The organism is Streptomyces violaceus, assembly GCF_036014075.1.
GTDB lineage: Bacteria > Actinomycetota > Actinomycetes > Streptomycetales > Streptomycetaceae > Streptomyces > Streptomyces violaceus.
Map to the genome: position 1 here is coordinate 6,234,841 of NZ_CP107911.1, position 15,012 is coordinate 6,249,852.

General features: G+C 69.4%; 11 protein-coding genes and 1 pseudogene. 7 read left to right on the top strand and 5 right to left on the bottom strand.

The annotated features are described in order from the left end of the window. Positions 1 to 95 precede the first annotated feature (95 nt). Positions 96 to 1,490, bottom strand: a complete 1,395-nt coding sequence (locus OG542_RS28070; RefSeq protein WP_328414320.1) for an FG-GAP repeat domain-containing protein — start codon at positions 1,488 to 1,490, stop codon at positions 96 to 98. Between the two features lie 40 nt (positions 1,491 to 1,530). Between OG542_RS28070 and OG542_RS28075 the strand changes: the two genes are divergently transcribed. Then, a complete protein-coding gene (locus tag OG542_RS28075; RefSeq protein ID WP_328414322.1) occupies positions 1,531 to 3,261 on the top strand; it encodes a polymorphic toxin-type HINT domain-containing protein in 1,731 nt (576 codons plus the stop codon). Then, positions 3,255 to 3,821, top strand: coding sequence for a Rieske (2Fe-2S) protein (locus tag OG542_RS28080; protein ID WP_328414324.1), 567 nt, complete (start codon positions 3,255 to 3,257; stop codon positions 3,819 to 3,821). The genes OG542_RS28075 and OG542_RS28080 overlap by 7 nt, the downstream gene beginning before the upstream one ends. Positions 3,822 to 4,350: 529 nt before the next feature. On the opposite strand, the gene OG542_RS28085 is transcribed toward OG542_RS28080, so the two are convergent. Both OG542_RS28085 and OG542_RS28090 read right to left on the bottom strand, forming a co-directional pair. Next, positions 4,351 to 5,124 carry an intradiol ring-cleavage dioxygenase gene (locus OG542_RS28085; protein ID WP_328414326.1) on the bottom strand — a complete coding sequence of 258 codons (774 nt, stop codon included), beginning with the start codon at positions 5,122 to 5,124 and terminating at the stop codon, positions 4,351 to 4,353. 862 nt (positions 5,125 to 5,986) lie between these two features. After that, positions 5,987 to 6,703 (bottom strand): annotated as a pseudogene (locus OG542_RS28090) (helix-turn-helix domain-containing protein); the annotation flags it as partial. A 130-nt stretch (positions 6,704 to 6,833) separates the two neighbouring features. Here OG542_RS28090 and OG542_RS28095 point away from each other — a divergent pair. The 3 genes from OG542_RS28095 to OG542_RS28105 all read left to right on the top strand — a co-directional run bounded on the left by OG542_RS28095 (position 6,834) and on the right by OG542_RS28105 (position 8,425). Then, positions 6,834 to 7,295, top strand: coding sequence for an ATP-binding protein (locus OG542_RS28095; RefSeq protein ID WP_328414328.1), 462 nt, complete (start codon positions 6,834 to 6,836; stop codon positions 7,293 to 7,295). Positions 7,296 to 7,388: 93 nt separating this feature from the next. Beyond that, positions 7,389 to 7,955 carry an RNA polymerase sigma factor gene (locus tag OG542_RS28100; protein ID WP_328414330.1) on the top strand — a complete coding sequence of 189 codons (567 nt, stop codon included), beginning with the start codon at positions 7,389 to 7,391 and terminating at the stop codon, positions 7,953 to 7,955. Positions 7,956 to 8,020: 65 nt separating this feature from the next. Then, positions 8,021 to 8,425: a hypothetical protein gene (locus OG542_RS28105; RefSeq protein WP_328414331.1), complete on the top strand. Its 405-nt coding sequence runs from the start codon at positions 8,021 to 8,023 to the stop codon at positions 8,423 to 8,425. A gap of 54 nt (positions 8,426 to 8,479) precedes the next feature. On the opposite strand, the gene OG542_RS28110 is transcribed toward OG542_RS28105, so the two are convergent. Continuing rightward, a complete protein-coding gene (locus OG542_RS28110; protein WP_328414333.1) occupies positions 8,480 to 11,788 on the bottom strand; it encodes an AfsR/SARP family transcriptional regulator in 3,309 nt (1,102 codons plus the stop codon). Between the two features lie 162 nt (positions 11,789 to 11,950). Next, positions 11,951 to 12,583, bottom strand: a complete 633-nt coding sequence (locus OG542_RS28115) for a TetR/AcrR family transcriptional regulator (protein ID WP_328414335.1) — start codon at positions 12,581 to 12,583, stop codon at positions 11,951 to 11,953. Positions 12,584 to 12,766: 183 nt separating this feature from the next. Here OG542_RS28115 and OG542_RS28120 point away from each other — a divergent pair, with 183 nt between their 5' ends. Continuing rightward, complete coding sequence (locus OG542_RS28120; protein ID WP_328414337.1) at positions 12,767 to 14,062, top strand: sugar ABC transporter substrate-binding protein; 1,296 nt, start codon at positions 12,767 to 12,769, stop codon at positions 14,060 to 14,062. Then, positions 14,059 to 15,012: a carbohydrate ABC transporter permease gene (locus OG542_RS28125; protein ID WP_328414339.1), complete on the top strand. Its 954-nt coding sequence runs from the start codon at positions 14,059 to 14,061 to the stop codon at positions 15,010 to 15,012. Before OG542_RS28120 ends, OG542_RS28125 begins: the two co-directional genes overlap by 4 nt.

The following is a 15,012-nucleotide window of genomic DNA, read 5'->3' on the forward strand; positions in this document are numbered from 1 at the left end:
CCTGCGGCTCCGATGAGAGCCGTCACGGCGCACCCCCGCCCGGCGGCATTCGCCGTCGAGCGGGGATGCGGTGGTGAGGGAAGTCGTCGGCTCCCTCAGGCGATCGTCCTGATCGCCTGCCAGCCCCCCTTCCCGACCACGACGGGCGGACCGTGCAGGCCGGTCTTGCGGCCCGGCACGAACTCCAGGCCTGCCGTGGTGTTCGACGTCGTGGTCCACAGGTCGGGGACGCCGTCGCCGTTGGAGTCGCCGGACGCGGTGAGCAGCGGGCGAGCGGCCGGGGTCCAGCCGGTGGCGTACGCCGTGCGGTTGGCGGGCGATGCCAGCGACGCCGGGTCGGTGCCGCCGTCCGGGATCCCGTCGGCGTCCGCGTCACCGGCGCTGCGGCCGTGATACAGCCAGACCTGACCGGTGCTGCTGTCACGGGCGATCAGGTCGGTGAAGCCGTCGCCGTCGACGTCGCCGGGGGAAGCGAGGTGCATCTTGCTCCACCCTGCTGTGCCGATCAGATAGCCCGATTCGAGGGTCTGGCCGAAGTACCCGGGCAGGAACCAGAGTTGATCCCCGATGACCGCGACGAAGTCTGGGTAGCTCGCCTCGGAGTCGTTCGTGATGTCCCCGACCGAGACGATCTGGTCGATCTCCGTGGTGTTGGTGACGCCACCCGTCTCGGCATCGCCGAGAACCGCCACCTCTTGCCGGGTGTCGTCGGTGAACTCGCCCTGGCCGTTGTTCGGGTAGAACCACAGCTTGCCGTCACGCAGGGCCACCAGATCCTCGTACAGGTCCTCGTCCCAGTCGCCCCGGTGGGTCAGCCGCGCGCCGCTCCAGCCGCCGCCGGAGGACAGCGGCACCATCGTCGCCACCGCACCGCTGCCGGTCCCGCCGTACAGGCGCAGGTTGTCGGCGCCGTCGACGGCGAGCATGTCAGGCTGGCCGTCGCCGTTCACATCGCCAGGCTTGTCGGTGACTCCGGGGCTCTTGACGTAGAAGCGGTAGGGGTAGACCGGCCCGGGGTTGCCGCCCACGTCGTAGGCCCGCACGTAGAGCGTGTGGGGTCCGGGTGTGAGCGGTGTGATCCTCTGCTTCACCGAGCCGCCCTTGACCGGGGTGTCGTCCGTCGGCATGCTCGGCGGGGTTCGGTCCAGGCCCCAGGTGTACCTCACCGTGTCGGTCACGCCGTTGGCGCTGAACTCGAACACGGCCTCCGTGCGGGCCAGAGCGCCCTCCACCGGCTCGTCGCCGGGCGGCGTCTCGGGGTACAGGCCGTCCGCCGAGGTCACCTTCGGCATCACCGTCGGAGCCTGCGGGTCGAAACCGAAGCGGCACCCGGCCGCGCCCATGGTCGGGGTCCAGTCCGAGGCCAGCGAAGCGTCGGTGGTGTCCTCTGCCTGTGCCTTCCAGGAGAACTGTCCGTTGCTCACGCCCTTGTACGGCAGCCGCACGCTGTACTTCGGTGAGGCGGAGCTGACGGTCAGTGCCGACAACATGACGGCGAAGGCGGAACGCTTCTACGCACACCCCGACGGCATGACCACGGTCCGGGCGACCGGCGGCGTACGCGAGCTCATGATCTCCGACCACCACGGCACGTCCCACACGGTCGTGGACATGGTGGACCCGGCCATGGGTGTCACGCGCCGCAAGTCGATGCCGTTCGGTGAGGCACGGGGGCAACAGCCCACCGACTGGCCGGGGCAACGGGGCTTCGTCGGTGGCACGGTCGATCCGGACACGGGGCTGACCCGTCTGGGCGCCCGTGACTACGACCCGGTGACGGGCCGGTTCGTCTCGGTCGACCCGATGGTCGACTACGGCCAGCCGGCCACGATGAACCCGTATGCCTCCAGCAACAACGCACCGGCGACCTTCTCCGACCCGACGGGCGAGTTCTTCCCGGTCCTGATCGGCATCGCGGCGCGTATCGCCATCCAGGCGGCTATCCGTGCGGCCGCTCGGCGTGCGGCGATCATCGCGGCACGCAAGGCGGCCCAGGCCGCGGCCCGGCGGGCGGCGGCACTGGCCCGCAAGCGGGCGCTCGAGGCCGCGAAGCGCGCGGCGGCGAAGGCCCGCCGGGAAGCGGCGAGGAAGGCTGCCGCAGCCAAGCGGGCGGCGGCGAAGAGAGCGGCGGCCCGTGCTGCTGCGAAACGCGCGGCTGCCCGTCGCGCGGCGGCGCAGGCTCGTGCCCGCGCGGCACGTGCGGCGGCCCGCAAGGCGGCAGCTCGCCGAGCGGCGGCCCGCAAGGCGGCGGCCCGGCCGAAGCCCCGTGCCAAGCCGCGCTCGCAGCCGAAGGCGCGTCCGAAGCCGTCGCAGGTGAAGCGGGCGGTGAAGAAGGTCGCACGGGAAGTACGCGACGAGGCCAGGGAAACCGTCAAGGACGAGGCGCAGAACATCGGCTGCGAGTCGGCGAACAGCTTCGTACCCGGCACCCGCGTCCTGATGGCCGACGGCTCGACCAAGCCGATCGAGAAGGTCGAGGTCGGCGACAAGGTCGTCGCCACGGACCCGAAGACGGGCCGTACGTCGGTCCAGACGGCTACGGCCACGATCCTCGGCAAGGGCACCAAGCGGCTGGTGAAGGTGACGCTGTCGATACACGACGGCTCGTCAAAGTCCTCCACCAAGACGACCACGATCACAGCAACCGCGGGCCACCCCTTCTGGGTCCCGTCCCTGCGGGAGTGGATCGACGCCGGCGAACTGAAGCCGGGGCAGTGGCTCCAGACGTCCTCGGGGACGTGGGTGCAGGTCGGGGCGGTGGAGGCTTGGACTGCCGCTGGGGCGACGGTTCACAACCTGACTGTCACTGAGTCACACACCTACTATGTGCTCGCGAGGACCACTACCGTCCTCGTCCACAACTGTGGTGATGCCCAGGCTCTGGCGGCACGTGCATCCGAGATCCATGGCCAGGCTGGAAGCGACATGGCTAGGGAGAAGTCGACTGTCGCCGTGGTGAGTGCCCAGACCCCTCGGGGCGTGGTTCACGTGGTTGCGGGCAGCGGTCGTGGCCTGAATAGGGCACAGAAGGCGATGCTCAGTGGGGTGGAGTTGCCTGCTCGTAACATCCCCGGCGCCCATGCGGAACAGAATGCGCTCCTGTTCATCAATCAAATGGGGTGGTCTCCAATTGCGGGAGGGGCCTCTAGGAGCGTGTGCAGCCATACATGTGCGCCGCTCATTCGGGCAAGTGGTGGTAGAATCACGGGCCGTGCGTACCAGAATGAATCGGGGACAAAGGTGAGGACGTTCAAATGGTGAGCCCCGAGCCAGTCATCGCTGAGTTCATTCAGAGGGCGAGTTCAGGTCAGATCCGGGCCTTCGTTGCATCGTGCGCGGAGCGGATGGCCCAGCTCTTCACCGGCGTTGTCGGGACGGACGTTACGCGATCACAAGATGTGGACTCGGCGATTCACTGCTTGGACCTGCTTTGGCAATCGCAGCCTCAGGTCTCCTGGGGAGAGATTGTTGCAGACCTCGGTTCCTTGCCGGAGTTGGCAGGTGACGAGGAGCCACCAGGATTGCTGGCGTACGCGTATGACGCAGCGGCCACGTTGTACTACGCGGCAAGGTACAGGGAGACTGGAAGCGTGGTGGATGCGGTCAGCTGCTCAAACCATGCACTCAACTCCGCCGAATACATCTCCGAAGAGCTGGCTGACGGGATCGACAGGTACGACCTCGAGCTCGGAAACCAGCGAGCCGACATCGTCGCTGTGACTGGGACTGGCGACCCCGGTGACCGCGATCTCGTTCAGTTTCTGAGGGCGCGTGCGCAGAAACAGGCACGAGCAAGGCTGGCTGAACTAACTTCGGCGTGATTTCCTGCTGGTGTTGATCGCGACCTGTGACAGGAGAGGTCTTTGCCAGCACTGACTGAATGACAGCAGATGCCCCACTGGGATCCATGGTGGGGCATCTGCCGCTTTAGTGGCAGGCGCTCAGGCTGAATGTTGGACTACCCAGTGTGGTACGCAAGCAGTGGGGTTAGGCCGGATCATTGCCAATGACTTCTTCGTGGCGGGCTGTGCGGAGCGGATGGTGCAGCTCTTCACGGGCTTGTCCGGCCCTGACCCCACGCGAGTCAGTGACGTCGACACCGTCGTCCGACTCCAGGAAGATCTGTGGAACCTCGATACTCCGGCCGATTATTTCCAAGAGGTACGTCGACTGTCTGGAGAGCTTCCAAGAACTCCTGCCGTCCGACGAATAGCTTGCCGATGTGGCGGGAATCTATTCCTTCTATTCAGTGCTCTCGCTGCGCTACGCTGCCCTGTACCGCTGCAGCCGCCTCGCCCTGCGACAAGGGCCGCCCGTTGGGCGAGCGGCCCCTGCGATACCTGCTCGACGTCAGCCCTGTTCCACGCCCAATGTCAGCGTGCCGGCGTAGCCGGACGATGCCGTGCTTCCGAGGGGTGTCAGGGTGAGAAGGCCCGAGGCCGCGCCTCCCTCGTCGTAGATGGAGTCCTGGGCCAGGGTGGTGCGGGGGACCGTGTTGACCGCGTACTGGGAGAGTCGCGCGACCTTGGCCGTGATGGTCTCGCTGAAGAAGAGCTGGCCGGTGTGGAGTTCCTCGCCGCCGGTGAAGGAGCCGTCGGGGGTCAGGGTGACGTTTGTGTGGACCTTGATGTGGATGTGGACGCAGCGGCCTCGGTACCAGCCGGGGTAGATGGTGGTGATCTTCGCGACGCCGTTGGAGCCGGTGAGGACGCCGCCGCGCAGGAACGTGCCGTTGTCCGGCTCGTCGTGGCCGTTTTCGCCCACGAAGCCGGAGTACTCGCCGAGCGCGTCCGAGTGCCAGATCTCGACCAGGGCGCTCTTGAGCGGGACGCAGGTGTCGTCGTCCACGACCGTGAGCGTCAGGTTCAGGGGGATGCCCGTCTTGTCCTCGCTGATGTCGGAGCGGACGTACTGCCCGTCTAGGTAGTACGGGCCTTCGGTCAACTCCTTCGTGAGGGTGCAGACGGCGGCTGCGGCCACGGGGGCCGTGCTCGGGCCGGTGGCGGTCGGGGTGTCCTGTGCGGCTGCGCCTACGGCCAGGGCAGCTGCGGTGGCACCTCCCGCCAGCAGTACGGTCCGGCGGCCGACGGGGTTGAGTGTGTGTTCCTTCGGTGTGTCTGTCATGAACACGGCACCGTAAGGAGGCTTGCTGTTGGAGAGCTGTGTGTTCGGTAAAATGACGAGTCGTCAAGTGCGTTGTGAGACACCGGATTCACCTGGTGCTGTCGGGGCCGCCCGCTTCTTTGCAGTGTCGTGCTTCCACGGCCTGCCTCAAGGGCGCTTCGCGTCGCCTTCGGCGATCGGCCTGCGGCCGCCCCTTGACTCAGTCCGTTCCAGCACGGGAGAGAAACGAGCGAGCGGCCAGGGAGGAACGGGTGGCCAGGGGCGTCGGCCCCTTCGGCCGGCGGCGTGGTTGTTCGGCGTTGCGGGACGCGCGAGGGGAGTGGCGGCACGCCGGGCGGGCTTAGCGGCCACCGGCCGGTGGGTGGGTGTGCGGGCGCGCCGTGTGGTGGTCGGGGTGGGCGGGGTGGCTTGAGTGTGGCGATTGGAGCACTTGGGTCGCCTGTGAGGAGCAATGCCCAGGTCAGGTGCCTCGGAGTGGGGCGCGGGAGTGCCCAAACGCTCCACTGGCAGGCGGTGCTCCTGTGGAAGGGGTCAGGTCCCACCGGCCGGTGGTCGCTTGGCTCGCCCGGCGTGCCGCCTACCCGCTGGTGCGTCCCGCACCGCCGGATGGCCATGGAGTCGGACCGAAGGGGCCGACGCCCCTGGCCACCCGTTCCTCCCTGGCCGCTCGCTCGTTTCTCTCCCGTGCTGGAACGGACTGAGTCAAGGGGCGGCCGCCAGCCGATCGCCGAAGGCGACGCGAAGCGCCCTTGAGGCAGGCCGTGGAAGCACGACACTGCAAAGAAGCGGGCGGCCCGACAGTTGCTACTTGGTGGCGTGGGTGAGGAAGGCTGCCTACCGCATCTGGAGCATGCTGACCACCTTTTCGGTCAGCGATGAACTGCCCGCTTTCCTGCCCTTCGCAGTACGCGAACCACTTGTTCTCCGGGGTCTCCAGCAACTGCATGGGTCCGTCCAGTCCCGCGTGTGTGTCCTGCTCCGTCGGCATGATCTGGATCTCCACGTTACGCAGTTCGGCGATCTCCAGCACGTGGTCGATGAGTTCCCGCGTGACCTCCACTCCGCCAGTGCGCCGCCGGAAGAGGTGCTCTTCCAGGATGAAGCCAAAGGCCGTGTTCGGCGTTTCGCGCAGCAGCCGTTGCCGCTCCGCCCGAGCCACCCACTGCGCCTCGATCTGCTCGTCGCTCAGTGGCGGGAGCTGGTTCGTGAACAGCGTTCGCGTGTACGTCTCGGTCTGCAGCAGGCCCGGCACCAACCGGCATTCGTACGTGTACAGCGTGATAGCCATGGCCTCCAGTCGAGCCCACCGCCGAAACCAAGCCGCCAACCCCGGCTGCCGCTCCAGACACCCCGCTGCCTTCCGCAACGCCCCCGTCCTCCCGAACACCTCCTCCGCCCGCGTCACGAACTCCGGATCCGGCATCCGCCTCCCGAGCTCCACAGACGCCACCGTGTGCTTGGAGAACCGCACCAGCTCGCCGAACTCCTCCCTGCTCAGCCCCGCATGTTCGCGTAAGCCCTGGACCACCGCCCCGAACGTCCGCAGACTGTCCGACGACTCCGGCTCGCCATCGACCATGGTCGATCACCTCCCGGAGGAATGGTTACGGGCCGTCACCAGTACTGTCCATTCCGTCACCGCGTACGCTCCGGCAGCGTACGCGGCGCCGGCCTGGAGAACTCCGTCTCCGACCCGCCACATTGGGCGCATGACAGCACCGACCGCCTCCACAACCCCCCAGCACCCGGTCACCGTACGTGTGTTCAGTCAGCCCCTCAGTGCCACCCCGCGCGCCCGCCTCGCTCGGCGCCTGGCCGCTCACCAGCTGCACGACTGGGGCGTCCCCCACGGCACGGACGCCTCCGATTCCGTCGCCCTGATCGTCGCCGAGCTGGCCGCCAACGCCGTGACACATGGCCGCGTACCGGGACGGGACTTCGAGCTGCGGCTCACTCTCGTCACCGGTGGCGTGCGCATCGAAGTCAGTGACGCGCGTGCCGGGTCGCACCCGCCCGGGCCGGGAGAAGTGCACCCCCCATGCTCTCTCGACGAAAGCGGTCGCGGCCTCCTTCTCGTCGACGCGCTCGCCGACCGCTGGGAAGTACTCCGGAGGCAGCCCGGCAAGACCGTTCGCGCCGAGGTCGATCTGCCGGCCACCCCGGCCCCGTAGCCGCTCAACATTTCCTCAATCCCCCTTCCACGCGAGCGGAGAAGAGTCCTCCCGCAAGACGCTCCGCACGTACTCATGGGGATTGCAGGATCAATGAGCAAGTCATCCACCGAAGCCCGCGGCACGTCGTTCGACGAGGTGTTCTGCGGGATGTTGCCCAAGCTGTACGCCCGCGCGGCCGCCCTCAGCGGGGCCGCGCAGGGGGGTGAGGACGCCGTTCACGAGGTGTATCTGAAACTGGCCTCGCGGCCGCGAAGGTTCCTCGAGCATCCGGAACCGGCCGCGTACGCCTTCTCCGCGCTGGCCAGTACGACCCGCGACACCTGGCGGCGTGAGCGCAGGCAGGTGCCGACCGCAGAAGAGGGAGGCGACCCGCACCGGAGCGCCCTCGGCGTCTGGGACGGCGGCGTCGAGCAACGGACCGCCGAGATCGAGGCCGTCCGGCTGCTGGATCAACTGCCGCGCCAGCAGGCCAGCGTGGTGATCCTCGTCGATCTGGACGGTTACACGACCGAGCAGGCGGCGCGGATTCTCGGGATAGGGCGGGGGACAGCGGCCCGGTACCGGACGCGGGCCGTACGTCGGCTCCGTCGGCTGCTCGGCCGCGACGCCGGCACCGGCAGGCGCCTCACGAGTGATGGGCGTCACAGCAATGCCTGACATGCGGGGCGGCGGCCCCATTCGTGTACCCGGTGAAAGCCCGACACGACTACGGGGAGCTGAACATGATCAAGCGTCGGATTCTGACTGGAACCCTTGCCGCCGTCGCGGTGGCGGGTCTGGCGACCCCGATGGCCGCGGCCGCGCCGTCCTCGGCGCAGGCCTCCGCACCGCAGACGAAGGTGAAGGCCTGCGAGCTGTACGCCGACAACGTGGTGCAGACCGGAAACGACCTCTCCGGCGCGGGAGGCCGCCGGGGCTGTGCCGGTGACGACTCCCAGACCGTCACGGTGACCACGTACAAGTGGGTCAACAACGGATCCGACGTGAAGGTCGGCTCCGCCACCCAGTCCGCCGCCAACGTCGATCTGACCGCGCGCGGCACCTGCAAGGGCAAGGGCTTCTACTACACCTACACGCAGGACAGCGCGGGCGGTGAGAAGTACAGCCCTCGCGTCGAGATGTGCTGATCGGCCGGCGGCAGCCGACAGGGGTGGTGGCTGGTGCCGCCGCCCCCACCGGCGTCACATGAGGTCGTCGGGCGGGCGGGCGCCGGTGTCGAGGTAGATGGCCCGGGCCCGCCGCCGCACCGAATCGGCCATGGGGTCGTCGACGGCGCGCAGGGCGCGGGCGAGGGCGACCAGGGCTCTGGCTTCGCCCAGGCGGTGGCCGGTGCGGCGGTTGAGGGAGAGCGCGGAGTGGGCCCGTGCCCGGGCCGGGGACGGGTGTCCGCGCGCGGTGTGGACGGCCGCGAGCTCCGTAAGTGTCCTGGCCTTGACGACATCGAAGCCGCCCCGGTGGGCGAGGGCCAGCGCTTGGCGGGCGCAGTCCAGCGCCTCGCGGTGGCGCCGGCGTACGCGGTGGGCCTCGGCGAGGCCGAGCAGGGTCTCGGCCTCGGTGCGCTGGTTGCCCACCTCGCGGGCGATGGACAGGGCGCGCGCGTGGGTGCGCGCGGCTTCCTCCGCGTGGCCCGTCCGCAGATGGGCGTCGGCCAGCGTCGTGAGGGCTATCGCCAGTAGCCGGCGCCGGCCGGTGTTCTCGGCGAGGAGGAGCGAGCGCTCGGCGTACGTCAGGGCCTTCTCGTGGTGGCCGAGGTCCAACTCGATCCGGGCGGCGATGTCGAGAGTGGTGGGGTTGGCGTTCCGCGGCTCGGAGAGCACCGCTCCGGAGTCCCCGGCGTCCCCGTCCTCCGCCGCACCCAGCGCCCTCGCCGCCTCCCGGAGCCTGCCCTGCTCCCAGTACACCGCGCTGAGCGCGGGCAGGCGGTGGGTCTCGTCACCGGCACCGGCCCTGCGGAGGGTGCGCAGCGCCTCCTCCAGGTGCCCGGCGGACAGCTCCAGCCGACCGCGGTCCCGGTATGCCAGGCCCAGGCCGATCAGGGCCTGGGCCTCGGCGTCCAGGCGACCGGCCTCGCGGGACAGTTGGAGTGCCTCGGTGAAGTGCTCCAGGGCGTCGTCGAGGCGGGCCGCCTCCGCGTCCACCAGGCCCAGTCCGCCCAGGGCCAGGGCCTGGCCGAGTGGATCGCCGGTCTCGCGGTGCAGCCGCAGGACACGGGTGTGGTGGTCGATGGCCTGGGGATGGTGGCCCATGTCCCAGTGGGCGATGCCCAGGCTGCGGTGCATGGCGGCCTGGCCGAGCTTGTCTCCGTCGGCCTGCGCCGCTCGCAGTGCGGCTTGGGCGGCGGACTGCCAGACGCCGCGCGGCAGGTCGAGCCAGCAGTAGCGCAGGAGTGCGGTCATGAGGCGCCAGGCGAAGGGGCGTGTGCCGGAGTCGGCGGTGTGCTCCACGGCCGCCAGCAGGTTGGCCCGTTCCGATTCCAGCCGGTTCCGGGCTTCGGTGATCTCGTCCGGCGTGGCGGCGGGGGCTCCGTCCGGGCCGGCCGGGTCCTGGGGGAGCTGGGGGTACTGCCAGGGGAGGGCGCCGCCCGCCGTCTCGGCGGTGCGGAGGTAGGAGGTGAACAGCCGCTCCTCGGCCGTCGCCCGCTCCGGCGGCGGCTCCTCGGCGGCGGCGCGCTCACGGGCGTAGTCGCGCAGCAGGTCGTGGAAGAGGTACCGGTCGGGTGCGGGGGACTCGATCAGGTGGGCCGTCGCCAGGGTGGTGAGGAGGGCCCCGGCCCGGGACTCGGAGGTGTCGAGGAGCGCCGCCGCGGCAGGGCGGGTGAGGTCGGGGCCGGGGATCAGGCCGAGGAGGCGGAAGAGCCGTTGGGCATCCGGGGCCAGGGCGCGGTAGGAGAGGTCGAAGGCGGCGCTCACGGCGGAGGAGCGGTCGTCGTCCAGCTCCAGCGTGGCCAGCCGGTCGCCGTCCGCCAGCTCGGCGACGAGGCCGGCGAGGGGCCGGTGTTGGTCGCCGAGCAGGTGCGCGGCGGCCACTCGCAGGGCCAGGGGCAGCAGCCCGCACCGGCGGGCCAGTTCCTCGGCAGCCTCCGGCTCGGCGGCCACACGCTGCTCGCCGAGGACAGCGGCCAGCAGCGCCCGTGCCTCGTGCGGGGCGAGGACGTCGAGGCGCAGCGGCTCGGCGCCGTTCTGAGCGACCAGGCCGGTCAGCCGGTGGCGGCTGGTGACCAGCACGCGGCAGGTCGGGCTGCCGGGCAGGAGCGGGCGGACCTGGCGGACGGAGGCGGCGTTGTCCAGCATGATGAGCATCCGCCGCCCGTCCAGCAGGGAGCGGTAGCGGCGGGCCTGCTCGTCGGGGTCGGAGGGGATCTGCTGAGGCGTCAGGCCCAGGCTGCGCAACAGCTGGCCGAGCGCCTGCTGTGGGTCCATGGGTGCGCTTTCGTGGTCGTAGCCGCGCAGGTTGACGTACAGCTGGCCGTCGGGGAACCGGTCCCGCACCCGGTGGGCGACGTGCACGGCCAGCGCGGTCTTGCCGACCCCCGCCGCGCCGCTGATCACCGAGATCACGACCGACGCCCTGGCCGGCTCGTCCCCCGCCAGCAGCGCGGCCAGCCGGTCCATCGACTCCCCGCGACCGCTGAACCCCGCCACGTCGTGGGGCAGTTCGGCGGGCACCACGCGGGAACCGCCGACGGGATCCGGCGGTTCGGCCGGTCTCTGGAGGATCTGCCGGTGCAGGGTCCGCAACTCCGGTCCGGGGTCGACGCCCAGCTCCTCGGCCAGCCGGCGGCGGGTGTCCTCGTACGCCTCCAGCGCCTCGGCCTGGCGGTCGCCGCGGCAGAGCGCGGTCATCAGGTGCCGTACGACCCGCTCGTCCAGCGGATGCGCGGCGGCCAGGTGCCGTAGCCGCTCCAGTGCATGGGGGTGACGGTCCAGCCGTAATCCGAGTTCGTGGTACTGGAGTTCCGCCGTGAGGTGCTCGTCGCCCAGCCCGGCCCGGGCTTCCTCCGCCCAGGGACCGACCAGGCCCGACAGGGCCTCCCCGTGCCACAGGCCGAGGGCGTCGCGCAGCAGGTCGGCGGCCTGACCGGCGTCGGCTGTGTGACGGGCCTCGGCCACCAGCCGGCGGAAGCGGTGGACGTCGACCGACTCGGGGTCGATGTCGAGCAGATAGCCGCCGGAGCTGCGCGCCAGGCGGACACCGCGGGCCCCCGCGGCGCGCAGGGCCGTACGCAGCCGGCCGACGTACCCCGACAGGATGTTGCGGACCGAGCCCGGCGGGTTCTCGCCCCACACCCGGTCGATCAGCCGCTCCGCCGAGACCACCAGGCCAGCGTCGTACAACAGCACGGCCAGCACGCACCGTTGCTTGGCATGGCCGAGATCCGCCGGACGCGCACCCAGGTGGGCCTCCACGGTCCCGAGCAACCGGAACTCCACAGGGCGTCCTCCCTTCGCGCCGAAGCCCTGGTCTCCCCCTTCCCGTACTCCAGTCTGCATGCGCTGTATTGCGGTGGACACAGGTGGGGACGGGTACGGCCACCGCGTGATCGTCATCGGCGGCTCCGCACCGAGTCCGGCTCCCTGATCGACGGGATCGTCCGCCGGAGGCCGGGGCGGGCACCGCCGCCGATGCCCGGCCGGGAGGGGCGCCCGGTACCGCTACGGGTGCCGGCTGCCGACGGTGGGATCGCCCAGCAGATCCTCCAACCCGGCCGAAATCCCGGCTATGAGATCACGCCGCGGGTCGATGAGCCACTGGAGCTGGAGCCCGTCCCACATCGCGACAAGAGCCGCCGCGATCAGTTCGGGGTTCCTCCGGTTCGAGATGCGACCCAGGTCCTGGTCCCGGCGTACCGCGGTCGTGAAAGCGGTGACGACCCGCTCGTACCTGTCACGGAACCAGTCGTGCGCAGGATGGTCGGTGGCCGAGGCCTCCGCGGCCAGCAGGGCGAGGAGCCGCAGCATCTCCGGTCGTGCCAGATTGCGGCGGACGTACTGCAGGACCGCGTAGGCCACACCCTTTCCCCGGCTGTCCGACTCGAAGGAGTCGATGCTCGCAGAATCGGCGTTCTCGAGGACGGCCACGAGGAGCGCGCTCTTGCTGGGGAAGTGGTGCACGACGCTGGTCAGGCTCATGCCGAGCTGTTTGGCGATCTCCCTCAGAGATCCTCCGCGGTAGCCGCGCGCCGCGAACACGGCGGTCGCCGAGGCGACGATCTCGGCCCTGCGCTGTGCGCTCTTGGCATAGGGGCCTCGGCGAGTGGCCGGACGGGCTGCCGTCTCTTCGGTCATACCCCCAGCCTATGCATGCCCCCGAGCCCAGATGGGCGGTGTGCGGTGCGGCCACTCGCCCGACGGCACTGCCCTTGCTGAAACTATGGCATGTGTTCTGTTTTCGCTGTACGGTCTCGCTCACCCACACCGCAGCGTGCGGTAGAGCCGCTCACCATCCATCGGGTGGAGAGGAGACGGACAATGATGTTCCGCTCATATATTCCCAAAGCACTCATCGGCGGCCTGGCCGTCACACTGCTCCTGACCGGGTGCGGCCGGTCCGATACACGAAAAGGCGGGGACGCCGCGGGCGCTCCCGTCGGCACCTCACAGGCCAAGGGCCACATCAGCGTCTGGGCCATGGGCACCGAGGGCGAGCGCCTGCCCGAGTTGGCCGCCCGCTTCGAGAAGGCAAACCCGGACGCGAAGGTGCAAGTCACGGCCATCCCGTGGCAGGACTACCCCAAGAAGGTCGAAACGGCGATCGCCTCCAAGGACACGCCCGATGCCACCCTCGTCGGAGCCGCCGACCTGACGAACTTCGCCTCGACGGGCGGACTCGAGCAGGTGCCGGCCGGTCTCGTCGACACCTCGTCCTTCTACCGGGGCGCGGCCCGGAGCACCACCTTCGACGGAGGAACGTACGCCGTCCCCTGGTATGTGGAGACGCGCTCCCTCTTCTACCGCAAGGATCTGGCACGGGCTGCCGGAGTGTCCGCGCCGAAGACCTGGCAGGAGTACGGCCCGTTCCTCAAGGCCCTCCAGAAGGAGGGTGCGAAGTGGGGCCTGTCGCTGCCCACGGGCGTGGCGCAGAGCTGGCAGAGCGTGCTGCCCTTCATGTGGCAGGCCGGTGCGCACCTCATGAACGAGGACGGCACCGAATTCACCCTCACCACGCCCGAGGCCCTCGAGGGGATGAAGTTCTACCAGTCGTTCTTCACGTCGAAGACCGCGAGCCGCAACGGGCCGGTGAGCCTCGGGGAGATCGAGCCGCAGTTCGTCGACGGTTCCACCGCCGCACTCATCGCGGGCCCCTGGGAGACGGCCCTGCTGAAGGAGGCGGGCGGAGCGGACTTCGTCAAGGACAAGGTGGGGGTCGTCGCGCTCCCGAAGGGGCCGGAGTCCAACGCCGGCTACATCGGGGGAGGGCACTGGTCGGTCTTCAAGGAGGCGAAGAACCGCGACGGTGCCTGGAAGCTCATCCGGTGGCTCTCCCGGCCCGACGTCCAGCAGGACTGGTACGAACTGTCCGGGGACCTTCCCGCCGTGCAGTCGGCCTGGAGTGAGGGGAAGCTCAAGTCGGATCCGACGCTGGCCGTCTTCCGGTCCCAGCTGGAGACCGCGCTGCCCACCCCGAGCGTCACCACGTGGAAGCAGGTCACCGCGGTCCTCGATGCCGAGATCGAGAAGGTGGCCAAGGGTGTCTCATCGCCCGAGGCGGCTCTGGAACGGGTCCAGGCGAAGGCGTCTTCGATCGGAACGGGGCAGCCTCGATGACCACGACCACCTCCGTGGAACCCGCACGCGAGAGGTCTTTCACCAGGCGGCGCCCCCGGGGGCCGAGGGGCGGTTCCGGACGCCTGCGGCGCACACTGGTCGCCTGGGCCTTCTGCTCGCCCTTCGTCCTGCTGTTCGCCACCTTCGGCCTCTGGCCGGTCCTCTCGTCCCTGTCGATGAGCGTCACCGACATCACCAGCAAGGACGTGGAGACGCCCTTCAGCGTGAACTTCGTCGGCCTGGAGAACTACGCCACGCTGTTCGCCGATCCCACCTTCGTCCGCGCCGTTCTGAACACGCTCTACTTCGTCGCTGTGGGCATCCCTCTGACGATGGTGATCTCCCTTGCGATCGCCGTCGCACTCAACTCCGGGATCCAGCGGGCGAAGGGCTTCTTCCGGGTCGCCTACTTCGCCCCGGTCGTGACGAGCATCGTGGCGATAGCGGTCGTATGGAGGTATCTCTACAAGCCCGACGGGATGATCAACTCGGTCCTGTCGGTCGTAGGGGTCTCGGGGCCGGACTGGCTGAACGATCCCAACTGGTCCATGCCGGCCCTCATCCTCATGGCGGTCTGGCGGCACTTCGGCATCCCCATGGTGATCTTCCTGGCCGGACTGCAGTCGATACCTCCCGAGCTGCACGAGGCGGCCGTTGTGGACGGCGCGTCCCCCTGGCGTGCCTTCCGCAGCGTGACCTTGCCGCTGCTGCGGCCCACCACGCTGGTCGTCGCCGTTCTGCTCAGCATCAGCTACCTCCAGTTCTTCGAGGAACCGTTCGTCATGACGAGCGGCGGCCCCTTGGACAGCACGACGTCGATCAGCTACTACGCCTACGAACAGTTCGGCTTCGGGAACTACGGAATGGCCTCGGCCGCGTCCTATGTGCTGGTCACCGCGATAGCTCTGCTGAGCCTCCTGCAGTTCCGCATCTTCCGAGCGAAGGCCTGA

Bases quoted from the DNA above. Each gene is read 5' to 3' on its own strand.
- OG542_RS28070 (WP_328414320.1), bottom strand. From the start codon at position 1,490: ATGTTGTCGGCACTGACCGTCAGCTCCGCCTCACCGAAGTACAGCGTG.
- OG542_RS28075 (WP_328414322.1), top strand. From the start codon at position 1,531: ATGACCACGGTCCGGGCGACCGGCGGCGTACGCGAGCTCATGATCTCC.
- OG542_RS28080 (WP_328414324.1), top strand. From the start codon at position 3,255: ATGGTGAGCCCCGAGCCAGTCATCGCTGAGTTCATTCAGAGGGCGAGT.
- OG542_RS28085 (WP_328414326.1), bottom strand. From the start codon at position 5,124: ATGACAGACACACCGAAGGAACACACACTCAACCCCGTCGGCCGCCGG.
- OG542_RS28095 (WP_328414328.1), top strand. From the start codon at position 6,834: ATGACAGCACCGACCGCCTCCACAACCCCCCAGCACCCGGTCACCGTA.
- OG542_RS28100 (WP_328414330.1), top strand. From the start codon at position 7,389: ATGAGCAAGTCATCCACCGAAGCCCGCGGCACGTCGTTCGACGAGGTG.
- OG542_RS28105 (WP_328414331.1), top strand. From the start codon at position 8,021: ATGATCAAGCGTCGGATTCTGACTGGAACCCTTGCCGCCGTCGCGGTG.
- OG542_RS28110 (WP_328414333.1), bottom strand. From the start codon at position 11,788: ATGCAGACTGGAGTACGGGAAGGGGGAGACCAGGGCTTCGGCGCGAAG.
- OG542_RS28115 (WP_328414335.1), bottom strand. From the start codon at position 12,583: ATGACCGAAGAGACGGCAGCCCGTCCGGCCACTCGCCGAGGCCCCTAT.
- OG542_RS28120 (WP_328414337.1), top strand. From the start codon at position 12,767: ATGATGTTCCGCTCATATATTCCCAAAGCACTCATCGGCGGCCTGGCC.
- OG542_RS28125 (WP_328414339.1), top strand. From the start codon at position 14,059: ATGACCACGACCACCTCCGTGGAACCCGCACGCGAGAGGTCTTTCACC.